Below are 22,214 nucleotides of genomic sequence, written 5' to 3' on the forward strand. Positions count from 1 at the left end.
CGGCGCGTTGCGTACGAACTCTACGCACAAGCTCCGCTCGTCATCCCCCGCGAAGGCGGGGGACCCAGTACGCCGCGGCTTCACGGCTCAATCGCAACTGCCCTGGAATACTGGGTCGCCCGGTCAAGCCGGGCGATGACAGTCGCGTTCGTGGATGTAGCGGAGGCCGTAGGCCTCACGCCCCATTCAGGAATTGAAGCGGGTCAACCGGTGAAGATCCCTTACGGATCTCGAAGTGGAGTTGCGGCGACCCCACCTCACCCGATTGACCCGACTTGGCAATGATCTGACCGCGCTTAATCGTGTCCCCGCGCTTCACCATCAGTTCACTCGCATGGGCATATGCGGTGACGTAACCGTTGGAGTGCCGAACCAGAACCAGATTGCCGTAACCCTTGAGTTCGTTTCCGGAATAGGCAACGACGCCGTCTTCCGCCGCCTTCACCGGCGTGCCTTCCGGCACCGCCAGATTGATGCCGTCATTGGACTTGCCGTTGGTCTTGGCGCCGTAGCTCGTGATCACCTTGCCGCGCACCGGCCAGCGGAAGGTCGGCAATGCGCCGGTGGCTTCGCTCGGCTTGACGGCCGGCGCCTCGGCGGCGACGGGCTTTTCTTCCGTGACGTTGGTGGTGGCCTGCGCCAGCCGCGCGCTTTGCGGCGGCACCGTAGCTGCGGCCATCTTGGTCGCGGAAGCGACGGCAGCGACCGGTTGAGCTGGCGCAGCCGCGACCGGCTGCATCACAGGGGCTGCGGCCGCAGATTTTGCGCCGGGCACGGTGAGCTTCATGCCGAGGCTGAGCTTGGCCGACGTGTCGAGGTTGTTGGCCCTCGCCAGCTCCGCCACCGGAACATGGTTGCGGTGCGCGATACTCATCAGGGTATCGCCGCGATTGACGACATGAATGGTCGGCGCCGCCGCAACCGGCTTGCTCGCCGGCGGTGCGACTGATGGCGCGGATGCCAACGCCGGCGCGGCGACAGCCGCGGTCTGGCGCGGAATGATCAGTTGCTGGCCGGGCGAGAGCGCGCGGGGTCCCTTGTAGCCGTTGGCCTGCAGGATCGCCGCGGACGACACGCTGTAGCGCTTCGCCAGAATGTCGAGCGTATCGCTGGTGCCGACGATGATCGTGGTGCCGCTTGCGGCTGGCGAATGGGCCGCCGCAACCGAACGCGGCGCGACCGTGCCGGTGGTCTCAAGCTGCGGACGGGCGGGCGGTGGCGCGTAGGATGACAGCCCGCGCCCGCCGCCGGACACGCCGCTGGAGGCGACCGGATAGGAGTGCGGTGCAGCGACCGCGGGCGGCGGCAGCGCTTGCGACTGATACTGGGTCTGCGGCCGGGCGTATTGCGGCAGCTCGCGGCGCTCGACCGCGGGCGTCGGCACCGAGCCGGTGGCCTGGGGCTCGGAGGCAAAGGGATTGGAATAATTCTGGGAAAGTCGCGTCGACATATCGGCGCTGCAGCCGGAAAAGCCGACCGACATCAGCGCCAGCACCGCAAATCGCGGCGCGCTACGCGAGCGAAGTAACTCGACGAAACGGGACATGGTTACTCACTGGTACGCAACAAAATACTGTTTTGAGTAAACACGTCCCGAGTAAACAAGCGCTTAACTGTCGAACGAGGCCCCGAATAAGGTATTGGCGGGAACCGCCAATCCGTGATTCTACAGCTCGCGCGCGATTCCCGGCAACGCCGGCACGAAGCGCACATCGACCAGATCCTTGCTGTCGAACCCGCCGTCGCTCCTGGTGACGCGGACCAGCGTCTGGGTGCCCTGATGCGGCCCGACCGGCGCGATCAGGACTCCGCCGGGCTCCAGCCGCTGCAGCAGGCTGTCCGGAATTTTCTCCATCGCCGCCGTCACGATGATGCGGTCGAAGTCGCCGGCGCCTGCCGGAATGTCAAAACCGTCGCCGAACATCACCTCGATGTTGTGATAGCCGAGCTTTTCCAGCCGGGCGCGCGCGCTGTCGGCCAGCGTCCGATAGCGCTCGATGGTAAAGACGTGCCCGCACAACCGCGACAGCACCGCGGCCTGGTAGCCGGAGCCGGTGCCGATCTCGAGCACCCTGTGATTCTTCCGGAGCTGCAACTGCTCGGTCATGTAGGCGACCACAAAGGGCTGGCTGATGGTCTGCCCGCAGGCGATGCCAAGCGCGCTGTCGCGATAGGCGTAGCTCCGGTCGGTCACCGTGACGAACGCCTCGCGCGGCACCTCCTCCATGGTGCGCAGCACGGCCTGGTCGCTGATCCCCCGCCGCCGCAGGCTGAGTTGGAACATCATCTTTTCGGGCGGTTCTTGGGACATGATATCTCTTGGCGGGATCTCGCGCTTGGCCGCTGATCCTGAGCTTCGGGCCGAGGCGGATGCAATAGCGGCGGTGCGATTAAGGAACAATTTCCTGAAGAATCCGGTTCCCTGACCTGGAACCGTTACCCCCTCACGGCGTTACAGCCCCGGAAAATCGTTAGCAGCCAATCGTGTTAGCCATGCAGGCCGGCGTTGCGCCGGGGGGTGTTTTTTGCGAACCTTGACGCTCGGAAGAGCAAGGATTCCATCATGATGACGACACGGCCGGCGGGCTGTTCTGTTTTTCTCGTCGAAGACGAGGTCATGATCCGGATGATGGTCGCCGACATGCTCGAAGAGCTCGGCTATGGCGTGGCGGCCGAAGCGGGTGAAATCAGCGAGGCGCTCAGGCTGGTGCAGTCGACCGATTTCGACCTCGCCATTCTCGACGTCAACGTCAACGGCAAAGTGATCACGCCGGTGGCCGAATTGATCAAGGCCAAAGGCCGTCCGTTCATTTTTGCGACCGGTTACGGCTCCTCGGGCCTGCCTGTCGAATATCGCGATCGGCCCGCGTTGCAGAAGCCGTTCCAACTGGAAACGCTGGCGCAGATGATCAACAGCACGCTGAAGAGCGCGGCGGTTTAGGGCCCTCTCCGTCGTTGCGACCAACGGGTCGCGCGTAGCGCTTCGCGTCACTTCAGCGTCGTCGTCAACGCGTCCGAAAATGCCTCGTCGGTGCGGTCGAGCCGCAGCGGCGTGACCGAAACATAACGTGCGACCAGCGCCGCGAGGTCGGTGCCTTCGGCCGGCACTTCCATCGCCGCCGCGCGCTCAAAACCAAGCCAGAAATACGGATTGCCGCGACCGTCATGGCGCTTGTCGACTTTGAGGAAGCCAATATTTCGCTTGCCCTGCCGCGTGACACGGACGCCCTTGACCAGGTCGGGCGTGCAGGCCGGAAAATTGACGTTGATCACGGTGTTCTTCGGCACGCCGGCCGCGATCACCTTGCGCAGGATGTCGGGGCCGAATTTCAGCGCGGTGTCCCACAGCGGCGCGTGCCGGGTTTCGATGGAAAATTCCTGGCTCAGCGCGAACGACGGAATGCCCAAAATGGTGCCTTCCAGCGCGCCGGCGATGGTGCCGGAATAGACCACGTCCTCGGCGACGTTGCGGCCCTTGTTGACTCCCGACAGCACGAGATCGGGACCCTTGTCGCCGAGGATGTGCCGCGATCCCATGATCACGCAATCGGTCGGCGTGCCCCTTACTGCGAAGTGGCGCGGGCCGACTTCGCGCAGGCGCAGCGGATCATTCAGCGACAGCGAATGCGAGACGCCGGATTGATCGAGCTCCGGCGCCACGATCCAGACGTCGTCGGACAGCGCACGCGCGATCTCTTCGACGACCTTCAGGCCGGGGGCATGGATGCCGTCGTCATTGGTGCAGAGAATTCGCATCCGCCAAAGTGCCTTCGGGTTCGGGGTGGTCTGAGCCGCCGGGGTCGTCTTATCCGGCTATCGCCGCTGAGGCAAACCGGCCGGATTTGTTCAGAATTTCCGCGCCACCACGCGCCAGGGACGAACGAATCTGGCGCGGCCTTCGTACCGCATCTGAAACAGCGTCGGCGGAGAGCTCGGCCGGGGCTCAGGCGGAACTGGCGTTGCGATCGCAGGCGGCTGCACCTCGGCGACCGCGCGCGGCGGCTCGACGGGATCTGGCTTTTTGGGCTCCGGCGCTTCCGGCTTCGACGCGGCGCGCCGCGGCGCGATCGGATTTGGCTTTTCGAGTTTTGGCGTTTCAACTCTTGGAGTATCAACCCTTGGAGTTTCAACTCTTGAAGTTTCGGCCCTTGGCGTTTCAACCCTTGAAGTTTCAACCCTTGGCGTTTCAACCCTTGGAGCTTCCGGTTTTGGCGCCACGGGCTTTGCGACCGCGGCCATCGGCGCAACCGGTTTGGTCACCAGCCGTGGTTCCGCCGGCGATGCCACTATGCCAGCCGGCTGCGGATAGCGCGCCCGCGCGATGGCGAGAGCTTTTTCGAAGTCAGCCGTGTTCAGCCATTCCTTGGCATGCATGGCTTCGACGAGAACGTCGTCCCACAATTTGGAAACTTCGATATCGAAGAAGCCCTGCAGTTTCTGGTCGATCAACTGCATCCCGTGGCCGGTGACGGCCCACTGCCTTCCGATCCAGTGGATGTCGCGATGCAGCGGCATGTCTTACATTCGCTATTTGTCGCGCTCGATGACCTTGAGCCCGCCCATATAGGGCTGCAGCACGGCGGGCACCGCAATCGAACCGTCTTCCTGCTGATAGGTTTCCATCACGGCGATCAGCGCGCGGCCGACCGCGGTGCCGGAGCCGTTCAGCGTGTGCACGAAACGCGGCTTGCCGTCGGGCCCGCGCGAGCGCGCATCCATGCGTCGCGCCTGGAAATCACCGCATACCGAACAGCTCGAGATTTCGCGGTAGGCGCCGCCCTCGCCCTGCCCCGGCATCCAGACCTCGATATCGTAGGTCTTTTGCGCCGAGAAACCCATGTCGCCGGAACACAGCGTCATCACCCGGTAATGCAGGTCGAGCCGTTTCAGCACCTCTTCGGCACAGGACAGCATGCGCTCGTGCTCGTCGATGCTGGTCTCGGGCGTTGCGATCGAAACCAGTTCGACTTTGGTGAACTGATGCTGCCGGATCATGCCGCGGGTATCGCGCCCCGCAGCGCCGGCTTCGGCGCGGAAGCACGGTGTCAGTGCGGTGAGCCGCATCGGCAGCTCTTTCTCGTCGACGATGGATTCGCGAACGAGATTTGTCAGCGACACCTCGGCGGTGGGGATCAGGCCAAGGCGATCGGTCAGCAACCGGCTATCGGGCGTGACGAGCAATTCGCCCTTGATGGCCCAGAACTGATCGTCCTCGAACTTCGGCAACTGTCCGGTGCCGAACATCACCTCATTCCGCACCAACAGCGGCGGATTGATCTCGGTGTAGCCGTGCTCGTTGGTATGGAGATCAAGCATGAACTGCCCGATCGCGCGCTCCAGCCGGGCGAGCCCCTTCTTCAGCACGACGAAACGCGCACCGCTCAGTTTGGCGGCGGCCTCGAAATCCATATAACCGAGCGCGCCGCCGAGATCGTCATGCGGTTTGGTCGTGAAGGCGTAGTTGCGGATCTTGCCGTAGACATGGCGCTGCACATTGCCGTGCTCGTCGACGCCTTCGGGCACCTCGTCGAGCGGCAGATTCGGGATCGCGGACAATTCCTCCGCGAGATCTTCGTCGGCCGTCTTCGCCGTCAACTCGAGCGCCGGCATGGTGGTCTTGAGCTCGGCAACCTCGGCCATCAGCTTGTTGGCGCGCGCGTCGTCCTTGGCCTTCTTGGCCTCGCCGATTTCCTTCGACGCCGCATTACGCCGTGCCTGCGCCTGCTCCGAGGCCAGGATCGCCGCACGGCGCCTTTCGTCGATCGCGAGCAGCGACGCGGACAACGGCGCCAGCCCGCGGCGCTTCAGCGCGGCGTCGAATGCTGCGGGGTTGTCGCGGATCGATTTGATATCGTGCATGGCGGGCTATTCCTGAATCGTCATGACGTAAACTGACAACCGCAATTGTTGTCATTCAACGTTATTCTGCGCTTCCCCGTACCACATCCGTCATCGTCCGCGAAAGCGGGCGATCCAGTATTCCAGAGCAGATGCGTTGGATTCGAGAGGCCGCAGGGTACTGGATACCCCGCTGGGGCCTGTCATCGGGCTCGCCGAAGGCGAGACCCGTTGGCGGGGGTAGGACGACCGCGGCGCCTATTCGGCCGGATCGGTGGCGGGTGGCGGCTCGCTCGCGGATGGCGACGCGGCGGCGGCAGCCGTGGCGGCGACCTTCTTTTCGACCATGCGGACCGCAATGATCGAGCCTTCGTAGAGCAGCAGCAGCGGCAACGCGAGCGAGGCCTGGCTCAGCACATCAGGCGGTGTCAGTACGGCGGCGATGATGAAGGCGACAACGATGAAATAGCGGCGCTTTTCCTTCAGCTGCTTGGAGGTAATGATGCCGATCCGGCCCAGGAGCGTCAGGATCACCGGCAACTGGAATGCGATGCCGAAAGCAAAGATCAGCGACATCGTCAACGACAGGAACTCGCCGACCTTCGGCAACAACTGGATCTGCGCGGTTTCCGCGCCGCCCGCCTGCTGCATGCCGAGCGAGAACCGCACCAGCATCGGCAGCACGACGAAATAGACCAGCATCGAGCCCAGCACGAAGAAGAACGGGGTCGCGATCAGATATGGCAGGAACGCGCCGCGCTCGTGCTTGTAGAGGCCGGGCGCCACGAACTTGTAGATCTGCGTCGCCACGATCGGGAACGAGATGAAGCCGGCGCCGAACAGCGCCAGCTTCAATTGCGTCAGGAAATATTCCAAGAGCGCGGTGTAGATGAATTTCGAATTTTCGGGGCCGGCAACCCAGACGAACGGCCACACCAGCACGTTGTAGATCTGCTTCGCAAAGAAGAAGCAGAAGATGAAGGCAATGCCGAAGCCGAGCAGCGCCTTGATCAGCCGCGAGCGCAGCTCGATCAGGTGATCCATCAGCGGCGCCTTGCTGGCCTCGATGTCTTCGGCGCTCATGACGCTTTGGCGTCCCGGGGAGCGTCGGCGGTGATGTCCTGCGGCGCGGGCTGAACTTCACGGGTGATTGCGAGCGGCTCGGAGGCCGCATGCGTTTCGGCCTCGACGAAGGTTTCAGGAGACTGCGCGGCCGGCGTGGTCGGCCCGACCGGTTCGCCGATCGCCGACGCAATCTGCGCGTCGCCCGGCTCTTTCGGCTTGTCGATATCGCCGATCTGCATGGCGTCGCTGACGTCTTTTTGCAGCGAGGTCATGATGTTGCCGCTGGTGAGGCCGGTCGCGGCTTCCTTGACCTCATCAAAACTCTTCTTGAGGTCGGCCATCTCGGCCTCGCGCATCGCTTCGTTGAACTGGCCCTGGAATTCGGACGCCATCTTGCGCGCCTTGCCCATCCATTGCCCGACCATGCGCAGCACGCCCGGCAGCTCTTTCGGGCCGATGGCAATCAGCGCGACGACCGCGATGACGACCAGTTCACTCCACCCGATGTCGAACATGAATTCTTCCGCTCGCGCGAGACGTCCGCGCCCCAATGCCTAGTTAGCAATATTTGGGGCGGTCCGCGCCATTCTCAACCGGCGTATATCAGCCGATTTTGGGTTCAGACAGCCTTGCTGCCGACATCCGTGCGCGCCGCGGACGGAGCGGCGGCATGATCGATGGTCTTGGCGGGCTCGGGCTTTTCCGCCGTCTTGTCATCGTCCTGCATGCCCTTCTTGAAGGCCTTGATGCCCTGCGCGACGTCGCCCATCAGGTCCGAAATCTTGCCGCGGCCGAACAACAGCAGGACCACTGCGATCACGACGATCCAGTGCCAAATGCTAAGCGAACCCATCCTGCAACCCTCCAAAAGAGACGGCCGGAAACCGACCAAGCTTTGGCGGAAGGTAGGCCCGGGAGGTGTCAAAAACAAGGACTTAGGCCGCGGCAAATCGGTGCCGCGGCTACGTAATTTTGCTATTGTTAATCCCCGATCCGGGAATAAACCGCCGCGCTTTGGAACTAGCTTTCGCCGCCGCCTTCGGGGCCAGGTTCAGGCTCCGCGGCGGGTGCCAGCAACAGGTCCAGCGTATCGCCGGCCTCCAGCGCATCCTCGTCCTCACGCAGTGCCGCATCGTCGGACGGTGTCGGAACGCTGAAGCCGGAAGGCAATCGCGAGTCCAGCAGGCCCGTGCCCTTCAACTCCTCGAGGCCCGGCAGATCGCCCAACGCTTCCAGGCTGAATTGCGTCAGGAACGCCTCGGTCGTGCCGAAGGTCAGCGGACGGCCCGGCGTCTTGCGCCGGCCGCGGGGACGGATCCAGCCGGTCTCCAGCAACACGTCGAGAGTTCCCTTGGACGTAATCACGCCGCGGATTTCCTCGATCTCGGCGCGCGTCACCGGCTGGTGATAGGCGATGATCGCGAGCACCTCGATGGCCGCGCGCGACAGCCGGCGGGTCTCGGTGCTCTCACGTGTCATCAGCCACGACAGGTCGCCGGCGGTGCGGAAGGTCCATTTGTTGGCAACACGCACCAGATTGACGCCGCGCGTGGCGTATTCCGCCTGCAGTTGCGCCAAGGCTTCCTTGATGTCGACGCCGTCGGGCATCCGCTTCGCCAGCGTGGCCTGATCGATCGGCTCGGCGGAGGCGAACAGCAGCGCTTCGAGCAACCGCAATTCCTCGGGCCGCGCCACGGCATCCGTTTCCGTATTGGGGTCGACGGGACGCTCCTCGGCATCATCCATGCGTTTTTCCGCCAGGCTTGCCATGGCTAGCTCTCCTTCCACTTACTCGACCGTCAGATCCGGCGCGGACATCGCTCCGGATGCTTGACGCTTACGAAAATAGATCGGCGCGAACGCCGCTTTCTGGTTTATTTCCATCGCGCCTTCGCGCACGAGCTCAAGGGCGGCGGCGAAGCTCGAAGCAAACACCGTGGCCTTCTGCGAGGGATCGACGACGTAGTTGAGAAGATACTCGTCGAGACAGCTCCACTCCTCGGCGATCCCGATCAGCCGCTCCAGCGAGGCGCGCGCTTCCGCCAGCGACCACACCGTGCGCTTTTGCAGATGGACGGTGGCGAGCACGCGCTGCTGGCGCTGCGTGGCGTAGGCCGAAAGCAGGTCGTACAGCGTCGCGGTGAATTTCGGGTGACGGATTTCGGCGATCGATTCCGGATTGCCGCGCGGGAAAATATCGCGCTGGAACTGCGGCCGGTTCATCAACCGGTTGGCCGCCTCGCGGATCGCTTCCAGCCGGCGCAGCCGGTTGGCAAGTGCGGTCGCCATCTCCTCGGCGCTCGGCCCGTCCGGCGTCGCCGGTTCCGGCAGCAGCAAACGCGACTTCAGGAACGCGAGCCATGCCGCCATGACCAGGTAGTCGGCCGCAAGCTCGAGACGGATTTTTCGCGCCGCCTCGATGAAGACAAGATATTGGTCGGCCAGCGCCAGGATCGAGATTTTGGAGAGGTCGACCTTCTGCTGCCGCGCCAAGGTCAACAGCAGGTCGAGCGGACCTTCATAGCCCTCGACGTCGACGACCAGCGACGGCTCGCCATCGGTCACCTCGGCGGGCCGTCCGGTTTCAAACGATAGAATCTCCGCGGTCATGCCGTCCCTACCCGATTGATCAACGCGTCCAGTTCAGCCCGTGCCGCTGGCCTATCGAGCGGCAGCGGTTGATGTCGCGAGGCGAGCGCCCGTTTGGCCCGCTCAAGAGCCTCACCCTCCAGTTCCGGCGTCTCGCGCGCGACGTCGCGCATCTCGTCGAGCTTGCCGTTGCAATGCAGAATGATGTCGCAGCCGGCGTTGACGATGGCGCGGGTCCGCTCGGCGATCGTTCCCGCCAACGCATTCATGGACACGTCATCACTCATCAACAAACCTTGGAACCCGATCACGCCGCGAATCACCTGATTGATCATTGTCGCAGATGTCGTCGCCGGTTGGGCGGGGTCTAACGCGCTAAACACAACATGTGCGGTCATGGCCATCGGCAGGTCCGCCAGCGGTTGAAAAGCGGCGAAATCGGTCCTTTCCAGCTCTTGGCGCGACGTATCGACCGTCGGCAGGCCAAAATGACTGTCCGCGGTGGCCCGTCCATGGCCGGGAATGTGCTTGAGGACCGGCAGCACGCCGCCCTCGATCAGCCCGTCGGTGACGGCCCGGGCAATCGCCGCGACCTTGGCTGGGCCGGTTCCATAGGCCCGGTTGCCGATCACGGCGTCGGCGCCATCCACCGGAACGTCCGCCAGCGGCAGGCAGTCGACGGTAATCCCGAGGTCGATCAGGTCGGCCGCGATCAGCCGCGAGCTCAGTCGCGCCGCCTGAAAGCCCAGTTCAGGGTCGATGTCGTAGAGCGCCCCGAACACGGCGCCGGGTGGATAGACCGGCCAGTGCGGCGGCCCCAACCGCTGGACCCGGCCGCCTTCCTGATCGATCAGGACCGGCGCATCCGCCTCACCCACGGCTTCACGCAATTCCCGAACAAGTGAAGATACTTGGGCCGGCGTATCGATATTGCGCTTGAATAGGATGAAGCCCCATGGGCGCATCGCGCCGATGAACGCGCGCTCCTCCGCGCTCAGTTCCAGTCCCGATACGCCCGTAATGAATGCGCGGCTGCCCATGGGGCCGATTAGGCCCCTCATGGCTCCCGGGTCAAGGAAACGGCCGTTAATTCCTTTGGATTAGGCACTGCGGCCCGCCAGCCGCCTTGAGGTTATTACAAATCTGCGTCGCCTGGTCGGCGGAGCCGAACGGCCCGGCGAACGCCCGGTAATAGACGCCCTTTTCGCCGAGATCGACACGTTTGACGACCACCGGCTGGGACCCCAGCACGGACGGATATTTGCCCTGCAGCGCCCTGAACGACGCCTGCGCGTCGGATTCGGACTTCTGCGAGGAGACCTGAACCACGTATCCACCGCCCGCCGAGGGCGCCGGAGCCGTCTGCGCCGGATTGGTGGCGGCCATCCGGGTCGGCCCCGGATCGGGCTGGGCCCCGCCCGGCGCCAGTGACAGGGGCGCGCTGGCGTTAGCCGAGGAAGGGTTGTGCGCGACCGGCGGTGCCGCTGGCGCGGTCGCCGTCCGTGCGGCCGAGGCCGGTTTTGTCGCAGGCGCGGCCACAGGGGCCGGAGCCCCGCCGTTTTCAGCCGCATCGCCCTTGACCGCCAGCGTCTTGATCTTGCGCGGCTCGCTGTTCGGCATCGTGCCGTTCGCAGCCGTCGCCGGCGGCGGCGCACCCGGCGAAACGCTGGAAACCGGCGGCGGACTGCCGTTCTGGTTCAGCGGCGGAAACACCACGCGCGGCCCACCGGAACGGGAATTGACGTCGACCGGCGTCTCTTCGCGCGACACCAGCTTCTCGCCGCCGTCACCGGGCACCATGCGGTCAGGCGTTTTTCCGGAGGCGCTATCGGCCGGCGCCGGTACGATCTTGGTCGGGCTGTTGTCGGCCTTGATGATCGGCGGCTCGCCGCTGCGGGGCGAACCGACATAGGTACGATAGGCAAACGCAGCTCCCGTCCCCACCACAGCCAGCGCCAGCACGGCGGCGACCGTCACCACGCCGCTGGAACGGCGCTTCGGCTCGGGAGGCTCCTCGTACTCGCTCTGATAGGCATAGGGATCGTCCGGATACGCCGGGTCGCGCTGATATTCCTGTTGGCCGGATTCGATCTGGCCGTACAGCGCGTCGTCGTAGCGCGACGGGTCGGCCGGCTGCTCCTCATCGGCGTAGTGCTGCGGCTCTTCATCAGCGCGGTGCTGCTCTTCCTGATAATCCTGCTGATAGCCCTGCGCGGGCGCTGCCGGCTGCTGGGCCGCGTAGCGATGCAAGGGATGCACGGGCGCCGGCTCGTACTCAGGCTCTTCGTCGGCGTAGTCCTCTGCAGGCGGCGGGGCTTCCTGCCGGGCGCGCTGCATCCATGGCGGCGGCATCGGGTCCGCGCGCTCGTCTTCGTCGGCCGGGATATAGGGTTGCGGGCGCGGATTGGCGCGCGATTGCAACGGATGCGGCGGAGGAGCCTTGTCTGCACCTGCGGTGCCGAATGGATCGGTCTGACCAATCAGCCTCGCCAGTTCCGCCAGCGGATCGCTCTCCGCACGTCTGGCATCGCCACCCCGGTCGTGGTCGGGGGCGGGAAAAGGTCGGTCCGGATATCGATTTGCCATCGTGGTGGTGCATCCCGTTCGGGACAGCGCCAACCCGCCATGTCAGCGAAACCTGACAACGAATTGGCCCCTGCCAGACCCCCCACAAATCCCCATTCGTGAGGGCCTTCGCCCCTGCCTACCGCATCTCGGTCGGGGCATGGACGCCGAGAACGGCTAAGCCCGATGCCAGAACCGAGACGACGCCCTGAACCATCGCCAGCCGCGCCTTCGTGATCTCTGCATCATTAGTGATAATGAAGCGTAAATAGGGCAAATCCCGCCCCCTGGTCCAAAGCGCATGAAATTCGCTGGCCAAATCATACAGATAAAAAGCGATTCGGTGAGGCTCGTGAGCCACCGCCGCCGCCTCGATCATCCGGGGGTAGAGCGCCAGCAGCTTGAGCAGGCTGAGTTCCGCCGGGTCGGTCAGCCGCTCGACGGCGGCGTCCCCCAGATAGGCCGCCCGCGCGGCGTCAGTCTCGGGCAGGCCAGGCACCATCTCGCGGGCGTTCTTGAAGATCGAATGGCCGCGGGCGTGGCCATACTGGACGTAGAACACCGCGTTGTCCTTGGACTGCTCGATCACCTTGGCGAGGTCGAAATCCAGCACCGCATCGTTCTTGCGGAACAGCATCATGAAACGGACGGCGTCCGAGCCGACCTCGTCGACGACTTCGCGCAGCGTGACGAACTCGCCGGAGCGTTTTGACATCTTCACCGGCTCGCCGTCGCGCAACAGCCGGACCAGCTGCACGACCTTGATGTCCAATGTGGCCTTGCCGGCGCTGACGCCCTTCACGGCCGCCTGCATCCGCTTGATGTAGCCGCCATGGTCGGCGCCGAACACGTCGATCATGTCGAGGAAGCCGCGATCGATCTTGTTCTTGTGATAGGCGATGTCGGAGGCGAAATAGGTGTAGCCGCCGTCGGACTTGATCAGCGGACGGTCGACGTCGTCGCCGTAAGCGGTCGCCCGGAACAGGGTCTGCTCGCGATCCTCGTAATCCTCGACCGGCTTGCCCTTCGGCGGCGGCAGACGGCCCTGGTAGATGTCGCCCTTGGAGCGCAGGAAATCGATGGTCTCGGTGACCTTGTTGTTGCCGGTTTCGATCAGCGAGCGCTCCGAGAAAAACACATCGTGCTTGATCTGCAGCGCGGCGAGATCGCCCTTGATCATCTCCATCATGGCTGCGATGGCCTTGGCGCGAACGATCGGCAGCCAGGCGTTTTCCGGCATCGCCTTGAGCTTGTCGCCGAATTCGGCCGCGAGCGCCTGCCCAACCGGCACCAGATAGTCGCCGGGATAAAGCCCTTCCGGAATCTCGCCGATGGTTTCGCCGAGCGCCTCGCGGTAGCGCAGGAAGGCCGAGCGCGCGAGCACATCGACCTGCGCGCCGGCATCGTTGATGTAATATTCGCGCGTGACGGCATAGCCCGCGAACTGCAACAGGCTGCACAGCGCATCGCCGAACACGGCGCCGCGGCAATGGCCGACATGCATCGGCCCGGTCGGGTTGGCCGAGACGTATTCGACATTGACCTTTTCGGCGTTGCCGATCGCGCTTTTGCCGTAGGCAGCGCCCTCGCGCAGCACGGTGCGCAGCGCGTCCGCCCACACCTGAGGCTTCAGCGTGAGATTGATGAAGCCGGGCCCGGCGACATCGACGGAGGCGACCATATCGTCGGCGCGGAGTTTTTCGGCGAACTTGTCGGCGAGCTCGCGCGGCTTGGCCTTGGCGTCCTTGGCCAGCACCATCGCGGCATTGGTCGCCATGTCGCCATGGCTGGCGTCGCGCGGCGGCTCGACCACGACGCGAGAGAAATCGATGCCGTCGGGCCATTGGCCTTCGGTGGCGAGATCAGCGCAGATCGCGTGCACGCGCGCGAGAACATCGGCAAAAAGGTGTTGTGAAGCGGGTTTGTCGGCCATGGCCGCCGCCTAACGCAAATCCGGGGTCGAGTCAAAAAGCCGTTGGTGCTCCATCAGGGCGTAACGGTCGGTCATTCCGGCGATGAAATTGCCGATCCGGCGCGCCCGCTCGCCCTCGCTCTCGCGCTCGGTGCCCTCGACCCATTCGGCCGGCAAATCGCCCGGCGACGCCCGATAGCGCGCGAACAGGTCGAACAGGATCCCTTCCGCCTCGCCCATCACCCGCATCACCCTTGTGTGGCGGTACATCCGCTGCCAGAGGAACGCCTTGATGGCGGCCTCCTCCTTCGCCACCTGCGGCGGAAACGCGACCATCGGCTGGTGGTACAGCCTGATGTCGTGGGCCGACTGCGGCTTGGCGGCTTCCAAGCGCTTCTGCGTCTCCGCGATCACGGCCCCGATCAGGTAGGAGATCAGTTCGCGCACCAGTTCGGCGCCGCGCCTGCTATCGTCGAGATCGGGATAATGGCCGCCGATCTCGGCAATGATCGCTTCCGTCAGCGGCATCACCTTGAGATCGTCGACGCCGAACAGCCCGGCGCGCAAGCCATCGTCGATGTCGTGGGCGTCATAGGCGATGTCGTCGGCAAAGGCCGCGACCTGCGCTTCCAGCGACGCAAAACTCCACAGCTCCAGATCGAGCTTGCGGTTGAAGTCGGCAATCCCGATGGGAATGGCACCTTCGCCATGGCGTCCCGCCGGCACCCCGCCCCGGTCGGTCAACGGCCCGTTGTGCTTGACGATGCCTTCCAGCGATTCCCAGGTCAGGTTGAGTCCGTCAAACTCGGGGTAGCGATGCTCCAGCGCGGTCACCACGCGCAGCGCCTGCGCGTTGTGGTCGAAACCGCCATGGGCCTGCAGGCATTTGTCGAGCGCCCGCTCGCCGGCATGGCCGAACGGGGGATGGCCGAGATCGTGGGCCAGCGCCAGCGTCTCGGTCAGGTCCTCGTCGAGGCCAAGCTGCCGGGCCAGAGCGCGGGCGATCTGCGCCACTTCCAGCGAATGGGTCAGCCGGGTGCGGTAATGATCGCCCTCGTGGAACACGAAAACCTGGGTTTTGTGCTTGAGCCGGCGAAAAGCGGTGGAATGGATCACCCGGTCGCAATCCCGGCGGAACGGGCTGCGGGTCTTGCTCGGAGGTTCCACGAACAGCCGGCCGCGGCTGGAGTCGGGGTCGCAGGCATAAAGCGCGCGGGGGGCAGCCATTCCGACCGACACGTTTTTTTAGTCCTTATCCATTTGATTCCATGTGATTGTGCACTTAACTATGCCTGACGCGTCATACCAAATGAATTGGGTATGACGCCGACGACCGGAGAGCTGTCATGACCACTGCCATCACCGTCAGCGAGCGGGCTGCCCGCCGTATCGGGCAAATCCTCAAGACCGAGGGCGACGGCGCCATGCTGCGCATCTCCGTCGAAGGGGGCGGCTGCTCCGGCTTCCAGTACAAATTCGACGTCGATCACGCCAAGGCCGAGGACGACCTGGTGATCGCCCGCGAAGGCGCGGTGGTGCTGGTCGATCCGGCCTCGGTGCCGTTCCTGGCGGGATCGGAAGTCGATTTCGTCGACGACCTGATCGGCGCCTCGTTCCGCGTCGTCAACCCGAACGCCACCGCCTCCTGCGGCTGCGGCACCAGTTTTTCGATCTGACGCTGCTGGTCTCCGGCTAGAGCCTTTTCGGTTCTGATTGAATCAGAACCGGGCTCTACTCTTTTGTTTTGACGCGTTTTCTTTACGCGAACCGGCGTCCACTTCGCTCGAAAACGCTATAGTCTGCCGCACGGCTCACCTCGGCAGCGCGCCCTCGGCGAGCGGATCGTGCGTGATCAGTCCCAGAATCTCGTCGCTGGCGAAGCCGAGCGCCATCGGCCGCATCGCGCCGGGCACCACCGCGAGGTCGTAGAGCTCCGCCACCGCGCCGTCGAGGCGGAACCAGTGCACGCAGGCGCCGCTCTTGAGATCGATCACCTGGACGCCACACCAGGGCTCGGAATCGGCGTCCGCGAGTTTTTGATCGAGCGGCAGTCCCTCGAAGCGCTGGTAGCGCGGCTTCGACAGCCCGACGAAGGCGTGGTCGCCGTGGAAGGCGAGCCCGCGCAGGAAGCCGGGGCAAAAGGCGAGCGCGTGGAATTTGCCGGCGGCGCCGCCGGCGCCGGGCTCGATCCAGCCGAGTTCGCCGGTACCCGAGTTCAGCACCCAGAGGCGCCCGCGATAGATCCGCGGCGAATGCGGCATCGACAGGCCGCCGATGACGATCTCGCCGGTCTGCACGTCGACGACGACACCACCGCCGGCCCGGCGGTCACGCCAGCCATCGATGGTATCCGACCGGCTCACGGCGGTGACGTAGCGCGGCACGCCTTCTTCCATGGCAAGGCCGTTGAGATGGCAGCGGTCCTCCTTGACGATCGCCGAGATGAACGGCGGCTTCCACAGCGGCGTGAAGCTGTGGCGCTCCGACGGCGTGGCGAGGCAGTTGTAAAGCGTGTTGACGAACACCACCCGCCCGTCCTTGAGAACACCGACGTCGTGCGCGTCGACCTCGCCGGTGACGTAAGTTTCGCGCGGCACGTAGCAGGCATCGAACACATTGTTGATCTGCTCGCCCTGGTTCAGCACGTTCTTGAACCGCACGATCTGGAACAGCGTCGCCAGCAGGATGGTGTCCTGGTCGGGAACGCAGATCCCCATCGCCTTGCGGAAGAAGCGCTCATCGACCACGAGCCCGCCGTCGATGTTCTGCCCCAACAGGTAGAACTTGCCCGACTGATAGGACGAGACCGCAAGCGCGATCCGCTGCGCGCCGAGAAATCCGGGCAGGCCCGGCGACATCGAATAGGTGACGCGCTCTTCGGCCGGCGTCGTCTGCGGCTCGGCAGCCCTGGTCTCTTGCCCGGCGGGCGCGATCTCCGCGCTCGCCTGAGCGGCGGCTGGCGCCGGCCCGTCTACGTCACGCACGCCGGATGACGGTTCCCGGTTCCGCTCGCTCATCTATCGTTCCCTCTGGTGCCACCGCCTCGTTGACTTGCTGAATCTGCATCGCGAACGCAAGTGTGTGTTTTTTATGCAACAGTTTTTGGGCGCTTGTAATCCACGCAAAAAATGACAAGCGGGATGGCTGGAATTTTGCAATCAGTGACTCCGCCAGAGGAAGTCTTTTCGCTAGAGCAAGTCTTGGCGCTGGGAATTGGAAGATAATGTTACCGAGCGCGTTGCGTCGCCGGGCTCTGCTGTCGGGCACCATGCTCATGGCGGCGGCCGTCGGCTATGGCCGCCGCGCCTACGCGGCTTGCGTGAACTCCGGCGGCTCGACCTTCCAGTGCTCGGGCGCCAATGTCACCCAGCAGACCATCAATGCCAACAGCGCCGCCGTTTCAACCCTTCCCGGGTTTAGCGTCAATACCACCGATCGCACCGGCATAACGATCACCGGCGACGGCGCCATTTCCTACACCGACGTCAACGCCTCGCCGGTCACTGGCTACTTCGCGGCGCTTTATGTCCGCTCCACGCGCTTTGCGCCCGTGCCCGGGAGCATCACCATCGCCACCAATGGCAGGCTCAGCAGCGGACTCTTCGGCATTTATGCGCACAACTACGGCACCGGCGCGCTCACCATCACCGCCAACGGCAATGTCACCAGCGCCTTCCCTTACGGCATCTTCGCGGCTAACTCCGGCACCGCTCTCAGCGTGACCACCGGCGCCGGCGCAACCGTGAGCGGAAGCACGGATGGCATTGTTGCGCGCAACTACGGCAGCGGCGCGCTCACCGTCACCGTCGCCGCCACCAGCACCGTGAGCGGCGGCAGTGGCTTTGGCATCCAGGCTCTCGGCCGCCCTGCAACCGTCACGGTGGCCGGCACGGTGAACGGCGGCGCCAGCGGCGCCATCAATTTCGACCAGGCGGGCGCCTTCGCCAATCGTCTCGAACTGGTGACCGGCGCCGTCATCAACGGCAACGTGCTCGGCGGCACCGGCACCGACACGCTCGGGCTGAGCGGCGGCGGATCGGGCAGCTTCAATATCGCCCAGCTCTCCTCGTTCGAGACCGGCGCGAAGACCGGCAACGGCAGCTGGACGCTCACCGGCGCCAATACCGGCATCACCACGTTCTCGGTCGGTGCCGGCACGCTCATCGTCAATGGCAGCCTGAGCAACGCGGCTTTCACCGTCAGCGGCGGCACGCTCGGCGGCACCGGGACGGTGGGCAACACCTCGATTGCGGGCGGCACTTTCGCGCCGGGCGCCGGCACGCCCGGTTCGTCGATGACGGTCAGCGGCACGCTCGGGTTCAATGCGGCGTCGACCTACGCGGTCCATCTCAATTCGACCACGTCGTCGTTTGCCAACGTCACCGGCACGGCGACGCTGGGCGGCGCGACGGTCAATGCGATCTTCGCGCCGGGCAGCCCGGTCGCCAAGCAATACGCGATTCTCGATGCCGGCAGCGTCAGCGGAACGTTCAATCCGACCGTCACCAACGCCAACCTGCCGGCGAACTTTCACGATACGCTCAGCTACGACGCCACCCATGCCTATCTCAATCTGGCGCTGACCTTCCAACAGCCGGGCTCGGGCGGCCTCAACGGCAATCAGCAGGCCGTCGCCAACGCGCTGAGCAACTTTTTCAACAGCACCGGCAGCATTCCGCTGGTGTTCGGCACGCTGACGCCGGCCGGCCTGACGCAGGTGTCCGGCGAGACCGCGACCGGCTCGCAGCAGACCACGTTCAATGCCATGAACCAGTTCATGGGTCTGATGACCGATCCCTTTATCGATGGCCGCGGCGATGGCGCAGGCGCTGGGGGCGGCACCAGTACCGCTACCGGTTACGCTTCGACGCAAAAGCCTGCTGCCACCAGCGACGCCTATGCGATGTTCACCAAGGCGCCGCCGGCGGTTTCGTTTGAGCAGCGCTGGAGCGTGTGGGCGGCGGGCTATGGCGGCTCGCAGACCACCGATGGTAATGCTGCGCTCGGCTCCAATACCGCGACCTCGCGCCTTGCCGGCACGGCGGTGGGCGCCGACTATCGCTTCTCGCCGAACACGATCGCCGGCTTTGCGCTGGCCGGCGGCGGCACCAGTTTTAGCGTCAACAATCTCGGAAGCGGCCGCTCGGATCTCTTCCAGGCCGGCGCGTTCGTGCGGCACAATGTCGGCCCAGCCTACCTGACCGGCGCCCTCGCTTACGGCTGGCAGGACATCACCACCGATCGCACCGTGACCTTCGCCGGCATCGATCGCTTGCGCGCCGAGTTCAAGGCCAACGCATGGTCCGGCCGCGTCGAAGGCGGCTACCGTTTCGTGACGCCTTGGATCGGCGGGATCGGCGTCACGCCCTACGCCGCCGGCCAGTTCACCACGTTCGATCTGCCGGCCTATGCCGAACGGGCCATCGTCGGCGCCAACACCTTTGCGCTGGCCTATGGCTCGAAAAGCGTGACCGACACGCGCAGCGAACTCGGCCTGCGCACCGACAAATCCTACGCCGTGCAGGACGGCATCTTCACCCTGCGCGGCCGCTTCGCCTGGGCGCACGACTTCAATCCGGATCGCGCCATCGGCGCGACCTTCCAGACGCTGCCGGGGGCGAGCTTCGTCGTCAACGGCGCGGCGCAAGCGCATGACTCAGCCCTCACCACTGTGTCGGCCGAAATGAAATGGATGAACGGCTGGTCCGCCGCCGCGACCTTCGAAGGCGAATTCTCCGAGGTCACCCGCAGCTATGCCGGCAAAGGCGTCGTCAGATATGCCTGGTAGCGACGGCCGTTATTGACCGACAATTATGAGTCCGCGCGCTAGCTCGCGCGCTGTACTTCGTCCTCTGCGGCAGCCTTGCCACCCTGCTCCGCCTCGACCGCATCCGGCATGGCAGGGACCAGCGCCGGCGCTCGTTCCATCGACAACGCCGACGGCTCGCGCGCAGGACCCAACGCCCGCAATACCGCATCCACCAGCGTCTGCTTGCGCAGCGGCTTGGCGAGGAAGTCGGTCATTCCGGCCTCGCGGCACAGTCTTGCGTCTTCGGGAAACGCATTGGCGGTCAGTGCGATGATCGGCAGCGATGCGAAACCGCCCGAGCGGATCACCCGTGTCGCGGCATGACCGTCCATCACGGGCATCTGCACATCCATCAGCACCAGATCGTATTCCGCTTCCAGCACCGCCTCGATGGCCTGCGCGCCGTCAGTCACGATGCACGTTTCGACATCGAATTCCCGGAGCATCTTGCTGACCACCAAACGATTGGTCGCATCGTCTTCCGCGATCAGGATCCGCAGCGGGCGGCCCAACGTCGCGATGCGCGCCTTGAGATCGTCGGCGCCGACCCGATCCTTCGACGGTTCGGCAATGAGCGTATCGCTCCACGGCAATGTCAGCGAGAACTGAAACGCCGAGCCCTGCTCCGGCGCCGAGCTGACGCCGATCTTGCCGCCCATCTGCTCGATGATGCGCCGGCTGATCGCGAGCCCGAGGCCGGTGCCGCCGAAGCGGCGGCTGATTGAGGCGTCGGCCTGCTCGTAGTCGCTGAACAGGCGGCCGATACGGTCGGGGGCAATGCCGATACCGGTGTCGGAAACACACCATTCCACCCGGGCCAGCATGTCGCCGCGCGAATGGCAGTGAGCCGCGATCGTCACCGTGCCGCGTTCGGTGAATTTCACCGCGTTGGAGGCGAGATTGAGCAGCACCTGGCGAATTCGGGCGACATCGCCGCGCAGCGATGCGGGCAGTGCCGGGTCGAGCTCGACTGCAACGGTCAATCCCTTGTTGCCGGCAGTGCTGCGGATCACCGCGGCCACGGCCTCGACCAGCGCCGTCGGCGAGAAGTCGGTGGCTTCGAACTGGAACCGGCCGGCCTCCAGTTTCGAAAGGTCGAGAATGTCGTTGAGGACCCGCAGCAGGTTATCGCCGGAGTCATGAATGGTGGCGACCGCCTGGCGCTGCTCCGGATCAAGCGCGGTTTCCAGCAACACACCGGCCAGTCCGAGTACGCCGTTCATGGGGGTGCGGATTTCGTGGCTCATCACCGCCAGGAAATCCGATTTCGCCCGGCTTTCGGCCTCGGCCCGCTCCGCCCGCCAGCGTTCGGTGACGTCGCGGCCGAATCCGCGATAGCCGTGAAACTGACCTTCGCCGTCGCCGGTGGGCTTAGCCGTCAACGACCATAGCCGCGTCTGACCGCCGATGACGACCCGCACGCTGACTTCATGGAGCGGCGCATGCCGTTCCATCAGCGCTACGATGTTCGATGCGGTGATCGTGTCGTCGGGACACAGCATCTCCAGGAGTTCGGAAAAATGCGCGCCCTTCAAGAGCGGCAGCGGCATCTGCGCCACTTCGGCGAAACGTTGGGGGACGTCGATCAGCCTGCCCCGCGCATCGGTTTGCCACAACCAGTCGCTGGCGTTGTCCTGGAATTCCTTGAGCAGCAGCGAGATGATCTCGGTCTGACGCTCGAGCTGCAACTGCGCGCGCAGATTGTCCTGAAACAGATTGCCATGAGAGACGACGTTGCGAGCCATGAAGACGGCAAGCAGCAACAGGAACGCGGCGGTGAACAGATGAATTTTGTCTCCGACCTGGAGCAGAGCTGCCGCCGACGCAAACGTCATGGTCCAGATGTACATCAGTCCGGCCCGGGGAATCGTCGACAGCGTGAACGCGCCGCCCGCGATCATTCCGGTCATCACGCAGGCGATGATCATTTGATCGGCCGCCGTCGTTTTGAGAAGCAATGCCAGCGGCAGCGCTCCCCAGATCGCCGCCAGGCAGATTGCCTGCAACGTCGAGCGGTGCACCGCGTGCAACGAAGCTTCCTTCGGACGGGTGCGCTGCGAGCGGATCCACGACCTCGCCGCCAGCAGCGCGACCGACGCAATCACGAATGCCCACAGGGCGAGAAAGACGTTGGAGCCGGTGTTCCAGAACAGAGCGAGGACGATTGCGACACTGACCAGGTTGGCCGACATCGTCAGCGGCACGTGGCGCGTCACCGTGTCGATCTGCTGGGCGCGGATCCGGCCCATTTCTCGGTCGGTGATCTCGCCGGCCTCGATCCGGGCGATGGCCGAGAAGCCGCCGATCCAGCCGAGCAGCCTGCCCGAATAGGCAACGAGATCAACGGGCGATTTCATGCTGGACCAACCTTCTGCGCGATATCGGCAGATAGGACCAGCAAACGCTTCGACGGCGTTAACTCGGTGCCGCGCCCGG

At 64.6% G+C, this 22,214-nt stretch carries 19 protein-coding genes; 3 read left to right on the forward strand and 16 right to left on the reverse strand.

The features are described from left to right. Positions 1-175: 175 nt before the first annotated feature. Positions 176-1,546 carry a peptidoglycan DD-metalloendopeptidase family protein gene (locus tag BLS26_RS00820; RefSeq protein WP_092507584.1) on the reverse strand — a complete coding sequence of 457 codons (1,371 nt, stop codon included), beginning with the start codon at positions 1,544-1,546 and terminating at the stop codon, positions 176-178. Between the two features lie 120 nt (positions 1,547-1,666). Next, positions 1,667-2,311 carry a protein-L-isoaspartate(D-aspartate) O-methyltransferase gene (locus BLS26_RS00825; protein ID WP_244541804.1) on the reverse strand — a complete coding sequence of 215 codons (645 nt, stop codon included), beginning with the start codon at positions 2,309-2,311 and terminating at the stop codon, positions 1,667-1,669. Positions 2,312-2,563: 252 nt separating this feature from the next. On the opposite strand from BLS26_RS00825, the gene BLS26_RS00830 reads away from it, so the two are divergent. Further along, complete coding sequence (locus BLS26_RS00830; RefSeq protein ID WP_092517470.1) at positions 2,564-2,941, forward strand: response regulator; 378 nt, start codon at positions 2,564-2,566, stop codon at positions 2,939-2,941. Positions 2,942-2,988: 47 nt separating this feature from the next. Here BLS26_RS00830 and surE read toward each other — a convergent pair whose 3' ends face one another. The 12 genes from surE to BLS26_RS00890 all read right to left on the reverse strand — a co-directional run bounded on the left by surE (position 2,989) and on the right by BLS26_RS00890 (position 15,208). After that, positions 2,989-3,756, reverse strand: coding sequence for a 5'/3'-nucleotidase SurE (surE, locus tag BLS26_RS00835; RefSeq protein ID WP_092507586.1), 768 nt, complete (start codon positions 3,754-3,756; stop codon positions 2,989-2,991). A gap of 90 nt (positions 3,757-3,846) precedes the next feature. Beyond that, positions 3,847-4,515, reverse strand: coding sequence for a hypothetical protein (locus BLS26_RS36455; protein WP_197681301.1), 669 nt, complete (start codon positions 4,513-4,515; stop codon positions 3,847-3,849). A 12-nt stretch (positions 4,516-4,527) separates the two neighbouring features. After that, positions 4,528-5,859 (reverse strand): serine--tRNA ligase, encoded by a 1,332-nt coding sequence (gene serS, locus BLS26_RS00845; RefSeq protein WP_092507589.1) that lies wholly within the window; start codon positions 5,857-5,859, stop codon positions 4,528-4,530. 237 nt (positions 5,860-6,096) lie between these two features. Next, positions 6,097-6,921: a twin-arginine translocase subunit TatC gene (gene tatC, locus BLS26_RS00850; protein WP_092507591.1), complete on the reverse strand. Its 825-nt coding sequence runs from the start codon at positions 6,919-6,921 to the stop codon at positions 6,097-6,099. After that, entirely contained in the window at positions 6,918-7,418 is a 501-nt protein-coding gene (gene tatB, locus BLS26_RS00855) for a Sec-independent protein translocase protein TatB (protein WP_092507593.1), read from the reverse strand. The genes tatC and tatB overlap by 4 nt, the downstream gene beginning before the upstream one ends. A gap of 104 nt (positions 7,419-7,522) precedes the next feature. Beyond that, the gene (locus BLS26_RS00860) at positions 7,523-7,756 is read right to left on the reverse strand and encodes a twin-arginine translocase TatA/TatE family subunit (protein WP_092507595.1); all 234 of its coding nucleotides are present in this window, start codon (positions 7,754-7,756) and stop codon (positions 7,523-7,525) included. Positions 7,757-7,923: 167 nt separating this feature from the next. Then, positions 7,924-8,673 carry an SMC-Scp complex subunit ScpB gene (gene scpB / locus BLS26_RS00865; RefSeq protein WP_092507597.1) on the reverse strand — a complete coding sequence of 250 codons (750 nt, stop codon included), beginning with the start codon at positions 8,671-8,673 and terminating at the stop codon, positions 7,924-7,926. A gap of 18 nt (positions 8,674-8,691) precedes the next feature. Continuing rightward, positions 8,692-9,513: a ScpA family protein gene (locus BLS26_RS00870; protein WP_092507599.1), complete on the reverse strand. Its 822-nt coding sequence runs from the start codon at positions 9,511-9,513 to the stop codon at positions 8,692-8,694. Further along, positions 9,510-10,532: a beta-N-acetylhexosaminidase gene (gene nagZ, locus BLS26_RS00875; protein WP_092507601.1), complete on the reverse strand. Its 1,023-nt coding sequence runs from the start codon at positions 10,530-10,532 to the stop codon at positions 9,510-9,512. The genes BLS26_RS00870 and nagZ overlap by 4 nt, the downstream gene beginning before the upstream one ends. Before the next feature lie 46 nt (positions 10,533-10,578). Then, positions 10,579-12,078 (reverse strand): SPOR domain-containing protein, encoded by a 1,500-nt coding sequence (locus BLS26_RS00880; RefSeq protein ID WP_092507603.1) that lies wholly within the window; start codon positions 12,076-12,078, stop codon positions 10,579-10,581. Positions 12,079-12,196: 118 nt separating this feature from the next. Continuing rightward, the gene (argS, locus tag BLS26_RS00885; RefSeq protein ID WP_092507605.1) at positions 12,197-13,990 is read right to left on the reverse strand and encodes an arginine--tRNA ligase; all 1,794 of its coding nucleotides are present in this window, start codon (positions 13,988-13,990) and stop codon (positions 12,197-12,199) included. A 9-nt stretch (positions 13,991-13,999) separates the two neighbouring features. Beyond that, positions 14,000-15,208 (reverse strand): deoxyguanosinetriphosphate triphosphohydrolase, encoded by a 1,209-nt coding sequence (locus BLS26_RS00890; protein ID WP_092507607.1) that lies wholly within the window; start codon positions 15,206-15,208, stop codon positions 14,000-14,002. Positions 15,209-15,315: 107 nt separating this feature from the next. Here BLS26_RS00890 and erpA point away from each other — a divergent pair, with 107 nt between their 5' ends. Beyond that, a complete protein-coding gene (gene erpA, locus BLS26_RS00895; protein ID WP_027537859.1) occupies positions 15,316-15,645 on the forward strand; it encodes an iron-sulfur cluster insertion protein ErpA in 330 nt (109 codons plus the stop codon). A gap of 135 nt (positions 15,646-15,780) precedes the next feature. On the opposite strand, the gene BLS26_RS00900 is transcribed toward erpA, so the two are convergent. Continuing rightward, entirely contained in the window at positions 15,781-16,986 is a 1,206-nt protein-coding gene (locus tag BLS26_RS00900) for a TIGR03032 family protein (RefSeq protein WP_197681302.1), read from the reverse strand. 206 nt (positions 16,987-17,192) lie between these two features. On the opposite strand from BLS26_RS00900, the gene BLS26_RS00905 reads away from it, so the two are divergent. Then, complete coding sequence (locus BLS26_RS00905) at positions 17,193-19,757, forward strand: autotransporter outer membrane beta-barrel domain-containing protein (protein WP_092507609.1); 2,565 nt, start codon at positions 17,193-17,195, stop codon at positions 19,755-19,757. A gap of 38 nt (positions 19,758-19,795) precedes the next feature. Here BLS26_RS00905 and BLS26_RS00910 read toward each other — a convergent pair whose 3' ends face one another. Next, a complete protein-coding gene (locus BLS26_RS00910) occupies positions 19,796-22,135 on the reverse strand; it encodes a PAS domain-containing hybrid sensor histidine kinase/response regulator (protein ID WP_092507611.1) in 2,340 nt (779 codons plus the stop codon). Positions 22,136-22,214: the final 79 nt, after the last annotated feature.

This window comes from Afipia sp. GAS231 (genome assembly GCF_900103365.1).
GTDB lineage: Bacteria > Pseudomonadota > Alphaproteobacteria > Rhizobiales > Xanthobacteraceae > Bradyrhizobium.